6 protein-coding genes are annotated in these 7,761 nt (G+C 39.2%); 2 read left to right on the top strand and 4 right to left on the bottom strand.

The window, feature by feature from the left end:
- Positions 1-131: 131 nt before the first annotated feature.
- From mnmC2 to CAPGI0001_RS05640, 3 genes are all read right to left on the bottom strand, one after another.
- A complete protein-coding gene (gene mnmC2, locus CAPGI0001_RS05650) occupies positions 132-794 on the bottom strand; it encodes a tRNA (5-methylaminomethyl-2-thiouridine)(34)-methyltransferase MnmC2 (protein WP_002667647.1) in 663 nt (220 codons plus the stop codon).
- Complete coding sequence (locus tag CAPGI0001_RS05645) at positions 791-4,792, bottom strand: DEAD/DEAH box helicase (protein ID WP_002667655.1); 4,002 nt, start codon at positions 4,790-4,792, stop codon at positions 791-793. Before CAPGI0001_RS05645 ends, mnmC2 begins: the two co-directional genes overlap by 4 nt.
- A gap of 111 nt (positions 4,793-4,903) precedes the next feature.
- Positions 4,904-5,713 (bottom strand): enoyl-ACP reductase FabI, encoded by an 810-nt coding sequence (locus CAPGI0001_RS05640; RefSeq protein ID WP_002667649.1) that lies wholly within the window; start codon positions 5,711-5,713, stop codon positions 4,904-4,906.
- A 624-nt stretch (positions 5,714-6,337) separates the two neighbouring features.
- Between CAPGI0001_RS05640 and CAPGI0001_RS12765 the strand changes: the two genes are divergently transcribed.
- Positions 6,338-6,520: a hypothetical protein gene (locus CAPGI0001_RS12765; RefSeq protein WP_081451922.1), complete on the top strand. Its 183-nt coding sequence runs from the start codon at positions 6,338-6,340 to the stop codon at positions 6,518-6,520.
- Between the two features lie 223 nt (positions 6,521-6,743).
- On the opposite strand, the gene CAPGI0001_RS05630 is transcribed toward CAPGI0001_RS12765, so the two are convergent.
- Complete coding sequence (locus CAPGI0001_RS05630) at positions 6,744-7,376, bottom strand: HdeD family acid-resistance protein (RefSeq protein ID WP_002667641.1); 633 nt, start codon at positions 7,374-7,376, stop codon at positions 6,744-6,746.
- Positions 7,377-7,493: 117 nt separating this feature from the next.
- Between CAPGI0001_RS05630 and CAPGI0001_RS05625 the strand changes: the two genes are divergently transcribed.
- Positions 7,494-7,761 (top strand): helix-turn-helix domain-containing protein (locus tag CAPGI0001_RS05625; RefSeq protein WP_040359786.1); only part of this gene is annotated, 268 nt, incomplete at its 3' end.

The raw sequence follows: 7,761 nt of genomic DNA, 5'->3' as shown, positions 1-7,761 counted from the left end.
GAACGCTCTACAATTCTTTTCATTAATTTGTTAACGTTCAGTAAACTCGTAAGAGGCTTTGTCCCTTAAATAATTCCATAATACATTAATTTTCAGAGTGCAAATATATTAAATTATTTTGATACCTCAATTTATTTTTTGTAAGCCCTGACCATCTCTCTTTTTCCCATGGCACCAGGGAGTTTTTCTACTTGGAATCCCACCTCTTGCATGGCTCTTCGGGCACTTCCCTTGGAGGCATAGGTGACCAAGATTCCTCCTTCTCTGAGGGCTTGATACATTTTCTCAAAGAGAGGCATTGTCCATAGTTCGGGCTGTACACGAGCTCCAAAAGCATCGAAATAAATAAGGTCAAACTGCTCCTTGTCATCGATGTCCTGAAAGAATTGTTGTCGTTTCTTCAGAGAAAAGGAATCACTGAGCTTTTGGAATGTTCCCCAAGGAGATTGGTGTATCTTATAAAAAATATCCATTTTGTCGGGTACTTGTAGCCTCTCTACATAGTTGAGTTTTTGTACCTCTTCCTCCAAGAGAGGGTAGGCTTCGACTCCTTCATAAAAGAGAGTTTGTCCTAAGCGCTCATGCTCTAAGAAAGTGATAAAAGCATTGAGCCCAGTTCCTAATCCTATTTCTAAAAGGTGTATTTCCTTTCCCTCAAATAGAGCTAAGCCATTGTGGATGAATACATGATAGGCTTCGGTGATGGCTCCATGAGTGGAATGATAGTGTTCGTCCCATCCTTCTATCTCCAAGGTAGAGGAACCATCTTGGGTGAGTATGACTTTTCGGTTCATGTGTTTGCTAAGAGTTTTTCAAGGGCTGTTAGGTAATTTTTTATAGGCATATTAGCATGGATACGCATATAGAGGACACCTACCTTGCTGAGGATCTGTTCCTTGTGTATATCCTCTAAGTATCCCATTTCATTCTGATAGATTTCCTTGCTAAGACACTCTATAGCAATGGGTTGCCCCTTGTCTCTTTCTATAAAAACATCTATGGTATATCCTCCAAAAGGTTTGTCCTTGCTTAGGGAGAGGGAAGGGAATTTTTCTTGTAAATACAAGAATACTTCCTCTTTGAATAGGAGTTGCCCCAAGGAGGTCTTCTCTTTTTCTATATTCCCATATAGGGATAGGGAGTATAATATTTTCTGTCGCTCGGACTCATTGTTCTCACTAACGGCTTTGCAGTACGCCAAGTAAGCATATAGGACAGCACGGCGGTTATTGGACTGTTCTTGGGCTAAGGCTTCGGCATAGTTCATGAAAAACTCTTGAGGGATGGAGTTGCACACATATATTTTCTCCTTTGCACGTGTGATGATTACATTGAGGAGTTTGTACCCTTTTTGATGGTTCAGAGGGCCGAAACTCTGTATGAACTTGCCATCTTTCTTCTTACCATAGGTTACCGAGAGAAGGATAATATCACGCTCATCCCCCTGTATATTCTCTAAGTTTTTGATAAAGAGTCCAGCTTCTTCCAAGAGGCTTAGCTTTTGAGCAAAGGCTTCTTCGCGAGGGTCATTGCGCAAGGAAAGGAGTCGCTTTCTGATAAAGTTGCGCTGGGTGATATTGAAGGTGGCAACTCCTACAGAAGGATAGGTACCATCGGGTTTTTCAGGGATATTTCGCAGAATATCAATGATTTTTTCAGCTTCCTGCTCATTGATATGTTCGTGGAAAGTACCGCCTACTTGGTAGAACTCAATAGGTGTGTATTGGGCTAAGGAGGGCATGGGGCGCAATTTCCCTCTGTAGAAAGCTACATTGGAGAAATCAATGAGGAAGGGGTGTCGGGAACGATAGTGAAAGTTTAGATAATGCTTATCATACTTATATTCTTGGGCAAAATCGAGCAAAGACTCCACCGAGAGTAGGGAGTTCTTGACCAAGAGGTCATCATCGTCTTCCATATCGTCCTCATCTTCGTAGTTGCCCTCGAAGATTTTACTGAAATAATTGCTTGGAGGCATCTGATGTTCATCGCCTGCTATGATTACAGTCTTTCCCTTGAGGATAGCCGGTAGGTTGTCCTCCAATTTTAGCTGACTGGCTTCATCAAAGACAACATAATCAAAGTAAAAATAGGTTCCTTGGAAAAGGTTGCAACAGGTATCGGGAGTGGTGAGGATAATAGGGAAAAAACAGGTGAGTAGGTCTATATCTTTTTGGGCTATTTGCCTAAGAGGAAGCCGGTTGTGCTTTTCACTCTTGCGCTTGTTGTATAGATTGGCTACGCTGAGATCTTTGTGCAAGGTCTCAAAATTCTTGACCGCAAGCCGCTGGGCACTGTCCCAATATCTTTGGATTATCTCCGTCTGAGAAAGCGCGAAACCTCTCAATTTCTTCCTTAATTCGTCGTAAGTGCTTGGGTGAAAAACGGGGTTTTCTCCTGATTTCTTGAGTAAAAAAGCCTTGTAGTAAGCATGTAGGAAAGAAGCCTCCCAATGGTTGGCCTTGGCGCTCTCAAGCAGCCCTATACATTTTTTGTGTAAGTCACTTAGAGGCTCATAGAAAGAAAACCACTCATAACCTATCATGAAAGGATTGTTCTTGTCTTCTTGGTACTGAGCATGCTGGGTAAGGAGCGCTATGATCCTATCTCGAAATTCGAAAAAGGTCGTTCCTACATCGGTAAAGGAGGTATAATGCTCTTTTTTTATCTGTTCCTTTAGTGCATGAATCGCACTAAGAAGCCTTTCAAAGGTAGGGTTGGTGTATTTTTTCTCAAAAAAGTTCAATACATCCAATGCTTCGAAAGCTTGGGAGACATTTGCTTCAAAGTTTTGCTTTGCTTTTTCTATTTCTCCTCGGTAGGAAAGTATATTTTCTTTGTTCGAATACAAATTATCAGAGAGGAAAAGAAAAGAAAAGTTAGGGTGGACACTTATTTTCTTGATTTCCTGAAAGAGCCATAAAAGCCTTTTCTGCTCCTTAAGGACTTGTTTTTTTGAGGAAGAAAATAAAGCACCTATTCTGTAGAAGAAGCTATTGGTTCTTTCTCTATGGTACTGATCAGCATCGGGGGAGAGCATGGCAGTGAGAGTCTCTATCTCATTGATATATTCATTTAGCGTTTCTATCTGAGTAGAGAACTCTTCTTGGCGCAATCTCTTATATTCTTTTTCATAGTCCTGATATATAGAGAGAATCTGCTCCCATTGACTCCTATAGGAGGCAAAGGCCTCTTCTATATAATGTTGGCTTTGGGAAATAGATTTCTCAATGAGCGTCTTGGCATTATACAGATAGCTTTCCTTATAAGGGGCAAAGGGCATATAGCGTTCTTGAGCTTTTTCAAGCATCTTTTTTATACCCTCATATTCTTCTCCCTGATAGGTTAATGGAAGAGAAGAGAGGTCTATAGGGGTTTTTATTCCTTCATACTCAAGGATTTTTCCAGCGAGGTCTGTCCAATTCTCTTGGGAAAGGATAGGGGAGAAGAGTAAGGAATGGTGTAGGTTGATCTGATTCTTTAGGGTGCTTATTTCTGCCACTTGTTCCTTTTGAAGGGACAGCGGATAAGGTTCTACAGGATTCTTGAAGGTATTGCTATCCAAGGTGTTTCTCAGGGCATCAACCACCAATTTTCGATCGGTGATGCTGTCTTTGATCAGGATAGTATATTTTTCTAATCCTTTTTCTTTCAGTGTATTATAGAGTACCTCCAAAGCGGTTTGTTTCTCACAAACGACCAGTGTTTTTTGTTGGTTTTCCAGAGCATTAACCAGCAGCGCCGTGAGGGTTTGGCTTTTTCCAGTTCCTGGAGGCCCTTGTATAAGGATACGTGATTGTGTACGGAGTCCCTCTAAAATTTCCTGTTGAGAGGGGTCTGTAGCTACAGAGGAAAAAGATTGGAAATCTTCCTTTAGGGTTATTTCCTTAGGTTCAAAACTCTCCTTCAGGGTCTGGTAATCATTGATAATATTTTGTTTCTGTACTTCGAAAAGAGAGAATAGTCCAGCTTTTTCTATAAGGGCTTGTCCTCTTTCAGGGAGTAGGTCTTCGTAATAGGCTTTGGAACGGATAGGAGAGATTTCGGCATAGTTATTCTCCAAGAAATCAAGATTTTGATTGACTTTGAGCTGTGCTAAGAGCTCAGTTAAGAGTTTGTGAAGTTCGTTTTTATCAATTTTGCCATCTTCGAGCATCTCCTCAGGGATAGGAGGGATGGTGATATGGGAGTCATTCTGCAGGTGATTGATCAGAACCTCATTGATATAGATAGGATCCTCTTCGGTTCGGCTGATCTCCCAAGTACTCATCTGAGAAGAGGGACGTATTCTGACCGACCAGATAAGAACAGGTGCCACGGTGATCTGACCATCGGTGAGGTCTCTTCTGACCAAGATAGGAAAACCAAATCCCAAGGCATTGATCCCTCTCTCCTGTAAGATAGCCTCACTCTGAAAAATAAGGTTGTCCATACTTGTAGAGAGCTTTTCTAAGAGACTTTCTCTATCTTTCCCTTCATTGGGACTGCCTTTTTGCTCCTTGTCGTCCTCTCTCTCTAAGAGTTTTTTCCCCTGAGATTCTGTATTATAGGAACGATGATCTATATCGGTGGAAGGAGTATCGTAGAGGGAGAAAGAAAACTTGAGATTTCTCAGGGTGAGCAGATCCAAGACAAAGCGCTCAGGAAGGCTCTTGAAAATAGCCGAAAGTCGCGATAGGTCGAACTTATAGCGGGAGTTATTGGCAATGGCATTGAGGTGGACACCACGCCGGTTGCCTACCTTTAACTTTTGTTGGAATAGATCAAAAACTTCTTTGCTGAAAGGCTCCATGGTAGTTTTTAGTTTTCAGTTTTTAATTTTTAGTTGTCAGGGTACAACGACTAAAAACTAAAAACTATCATTGCTTGTAATGATAGTTTTTAGTAGTATATCCTTTAGGGATTATTTGTTCATAGAAGCGATAACCTCAGGAGTTACTCCTACATTGGAGAAACCTCCGTCGTGGTATAGGTTCTGCATAGTAACCATACGGGTAAGGTCGCTGAAGAGACTTACTGTATAGTTAGCACAATCCTCGGCAGTGGCATTGCCCAGAGGAGACATCAGATTGGCATAGGTGATGAAGCCATCAAAACCTTTCACCCCTTGACCAGCAGTAGTGGCGGTAGGCGATTGAGAGATAGTATTGATACGAACCTTTTTGTCCTTTCCGTAGAAATATCCAAAGCTACGAGCTATGGACTCCAAGTAAGCCTTGTTGTCGGCCATGTCATTGTAGTCAGGGAAAGTACGCTGAGCTGCAATATAAGTAAGAGCGACAATACTACCCCACTGATTCATAGCGTCATTCTTGTGAAGGGTCTGGCATACTTTGTGGAAGGAAAGAGCAGATACATCCCATCCTTTGGCATAATACTCATAGTTGGACTCAGTGTAAGGAATATTCTTACGAACATTCACAGACATCCCTATAGAGTGTAGCACGAAGTCCAATTTTCCACCCAATATTTCCATGGCTTTGACCACTAAGTTCTGTAGGTCTTCCATATTGGTGGCATCAGCGGGGATTATTTGAGCTCCCGTTTTTTCTGCTAAATCGTTTATTTTTCCCATACGCATAGCCACAGGAGCATTGGTAAGGACAAATTGTCCTCCCTCCTCATGTACGCGTTCGGCTGTTTTCCAAGCTATTGAGTTTTCGTCCAAGGCACCAAAGATGATACCTTTTTTTCCTTTTAATAAATTATACATATACTATTGTATTTAAATTATTAGTGTGCAAAAATAAGCATTTTATTTGAAATAACAATTTTTTTTAAAAACGTCTTTAAACTTTTTTGAGGAATTTATCTCAAAACAGTTCTCAATAGGAAGTTTTTTTAGGGCGCTATTTTTTAACCTTTTGATTGTCAGTAAGGATGTTAAAGCTAAATAACGTTTACTTTTAATCCTCTTTTAATTTAGTTTCTTTCGAGAGAATATTGATAATACTTCAAGAATTTTTTTGTAACTTTGCTCCAAGTTGTTCATTATATTTAATTGTTTGGAATTCAATCAAACATACGATTTTTTAATCAAATGAACAACTTTTTTTATTTTTTTAAATCAAAATGCACAACGGGTGGTAATAAAATAAAAAACAATGGAATAGATACTTTTATTAAGGAATTAGAACGTTATAAAATTGAGTGGAACTTTAAGAAATCTATCAATGATAAAGTCATAATATTAGAGGTTGGAGACCTATTATTCCATTTTAATTATGATATTTTTTCATATTTGTATAAAATCACTTATTCAAGTTTTGAATAATATATCAGATATGTTGTTGAACGTTTAGCCCATCAAGGGGAATTATGAATTCTGAATTTTGAATTGGTCACAAGCTGCAAGCTTGCGCCAGCGGGTAGTAGGCACGAGCTACAAGCTCGCGCCAGCAGTGGGGGCGACACCTTCAAGTTTGGTATTACGATGATGTTTATCAGTTGGTTGATGATACTCTTGTGGGGCGAAACGGTATTGCGGTGGTATGGGTTTACCAATGGAGTATTCTTTTAATACCACAAAGCCAATAATGCCAATTACTGAAGATAAAAGATAAGATAAAGATAACTCTTAAAAAGAGTGCTGGATATTGGACGTAGGCGCGTCAATTATAAAATCATAATACCTCCAAAGAGTATTTAATTCTTTGGAGGTATTTTCTGCAAAAAAGCACTATAGCTCTGTAATCATAGGTATAACTATAGACTTGTGCCAGTGGTATTTTACTAATTTGCTGTTATTTCGTAGCTTCTTTCACTTCTTTTTCGAGGTCTTCTATGCGGTTCTTTAAATCATCTGATAACTTTTGAGCAGAACCTTTTAACTTTTTCAGATTGAACGAAAGTATTACAGATGAAATACCTGTGAAGATAAATGCTAAACCTGTGAATACTACTAATGAGATACCTGTAAAGATAGGATTAGCAATCAAAATGAACGAGAGGATAATACTCAATACGCTCACTATGGCTAAGTTCCCCCAATTCAGTACGCCTGCTTCTTTTTCTTCGAAGGCAAAACCAAGTAGCTGAAACGAACGGAATAGCAACGTAAAACCTACTACCAATGGTAATATAAACATTGATAGGGCAGGATACATAAGTAAAAAGATACCCATTATCAATGAAATGAGTCCGCTTACCAAATACCACCCCCAACCATTGAGATTTTTAGTATTCTGTAAGGCAAAGAAGGACTCAGTTATCCCTGATATTAAGAATGAGAGACTAAAGAGTACTGAAAGGGTAAGATAAGAAGCTTGTGGTGATATAATTACTCCTATACCACAAAGAATGAACAAAATCCCTAAAATAAGGTGAATGTACCAGTGTTTTACTGATCTTCTGATGGATTTGAAAAAATGCAACATAACTTTATCATTTAAAAATTAATGACGCAAAGGTAAGGATATTTTTTTGATTGGCAAAATATTTCAAACAATTTTAGATTGCGAATAAATAAAAGATATATTATCTTTGCACTGTCTATGGAACTAACACTGTCACCAACAGAAATAGAGGAACTTAGAAAGCTCCAACGCAACTTGCAAGGTCGCTCGGATTATGCCCGAGTTACCTGCATTTTGATGCTTTCTATGGGCAATACTCCTATTTTTGTTGCTGATTGCTTGGGTATAGATATTTCTACTATTTATCGTTATCGTTCCTTATATCTTGAAGGAGGACTAGATAAACTCCTTGAGAATCGTTATAGAGGTTATCAAGGTCTGCTTAATATTTTTCAAATAGAATCCT

Origin of the sequence: Capnocytophaga gingivalis ATCC 33624 (genome assembly GCF_000174755.1) — a bacterium.
Lineage (GTDB): Bacteria > Bacteroidota > Bacteroidia > Flavobacteriales > Flavobacteriaceae > Capnocytophaga > Capnocytophaga gingivalis.
This window is presented reverse-complemented; position numbering and strand designations above follow the sequence as displayed.